Raw genomic sequence first — 1,686 nt, 5'->3', positions numbered from 1 at the left:
AGCCTTGATCCACCGACGTGGTTTGGGGAGCGATCTTGCGACCGGTTTCGAGCCGGTTTCAGGTCGGCGGTTGGGCACGGCCAGGATGTAGCCGCTGGTCTGCCCAGCTTTTCCACGGGTTCGGTTCCAGTTGGGCCCTGGCGGCGGGCGGGTCGGGTAGGGGCTTTTCGTGTCAGCCGGGTGGGCCGTGGACGGTGTCGAAGAGGTGTGTCCAGGCGTGTTGCCAGGGCCAGTTGTGCGGCAGGTGCAGGGTGATGCGTCGTGCGGAGCGGGCGATCCGGGCCGGAACCTGGACCAGGTGGGTGCGGAGAGTGGCGGTGGTGGCTTTGGCGTGGAACGCGGAGGTCAGGGAACCGGCGGCCCGCAGCAGGTTGTAGGTCATCGCCCACAGGGTCAGCCAGGCCGCGTTGGCGTGGAAGTGCCCGGAGGGCAGGTGCGCCAGAGCGCCGGCTTTGCTGTCCGCGATGACCTGCTCGACCACGGCGTGGTGGCGGTGTTCCCGCTCGGCCCGCAGCGTTGCGGCAGGCTGGTCGGTGAAGAAGGGGTGGTAGCGCCAGACGGGAAACAGCTCGCCCTGCGCGCCCACGACGGCGGGTATGGCCAGGTCACGGACCCGGCGCACGATCAGCCGGGCGGTGACCCGCTCCGCCTTCTTTCGGCTCGCGAACGCGGTGTACTGGGGCATCTCGGCGACTTCGGCGTCCGAGATGAGTTCACCGGTCTCGGGGTCGGGCACCGCGGTCGGGTAACTGATCTGCTGCCAGGCATCCTCGGGAATACTGTGGACGGCTCGTTTGATGGAGGGGTTCATCCCGGTGGTGATCGAGAAGTGGGCTCCGGCCCGGCGGCAGGCGGCGATCACCCCGGCGTTGTAGAACTGCGAGTCGGCCCGCAGGATACGGGTTCCGGTGCAGCCGGCCTCGCGGGCGGTGGCCAGGGCCTCGGCCACGAATTTCGGGGCGCCTCGGGAGTCTGCTGCCTTGCCGCGGCGCATCCGCACGCCGGCGATCACCGGCCTCGATTGTGGGGTGCAGACCGTGGCGAGGAGGGGGTGCAGGGTGCGGATGCCCTTGAACCGGCCGTACTCGGCGCCCTGTTTCGCCCGGCCGTAGACCCGCTTGTGGGTGGAGTCGACATCGATGAACGCCATCTCGTCCGAGCCCGGCAGCAAGGGGGTGTGCGCGGCCAGTGCGGCCAGGAATCTGCGGTGGACAGCGTGGAGTTGGAGGGCGTGACCGTGGGTGAACGCGCGGAGGAAGGTGCCCAGCGTGGACGGGGCACGGGCACCTGCGAACACGGCCGGCATCGCTCCGTGCCGCAGGACGTGAAGGTCGTCGATGCTGTCCGCGCCCGCGGCCATGCCGCCCACAATGCTGGTGACCTTGGCGTCCGCCGCAGCCCCCGCCCCGTTCTTCGCGCCGGTCAGCTTCACCTTCTCGGCCACCAGCCGCGACAGCCCGCACCGTTCGGCCAGCCGCATCACCGGCAGCAGCCCGGCATGCGCGATCAGGTTCGGGTCATCGAACGCAGCGGAGACCGCTGCCGGAGTATGGGAAACTTGCATCTACGAGGTGCCTTGCTGATTGTGCGTGCTGGAAGCGTCAGAACTCCCATCATCGCAGGTCAGCAGGCACCTCTCTTCGTCTCGCTATCCACAGACCGCCCGTCAATCGGTGGATCAAGGCT

General features: G+C 68.7%; 1 protein-coding gene. It reads right to left on the bottom strand.

The genetic code is table 11. The features are described 5' to 3' along the window. Positions 1 to 172 precede the first annotated feature (172 nt). Positions 173 to 1,564 carry an IS1380 family transposase gene (locus ACFU6I_RS48585; RefSeq protein ID WP_384380997.1) on the bottom strand — a complete coding sequence of 464 codons (1,392 nt, stop codon included), beginning with the start codon at positions 1,562 to 1,564 and terminating at the stop codon, positions 173 to 175. Positions 1,565 to 1,686: the final 122 nt, after the last annotated feature.

This window comes from Streptomyces sp. NPDC057486 (assembly GCF_042802415.1).
In the GTDB taxonomy this organism is placed as follows: Bacteria; Actinomycetota; Actinomycetes; order Streptomycetales; family Streptomycetaceae; genus Streptomyces; species Streptomyces yanii.
This window is presented reverse-complemented; position numbering and strand designations above follow the sequence as displayed.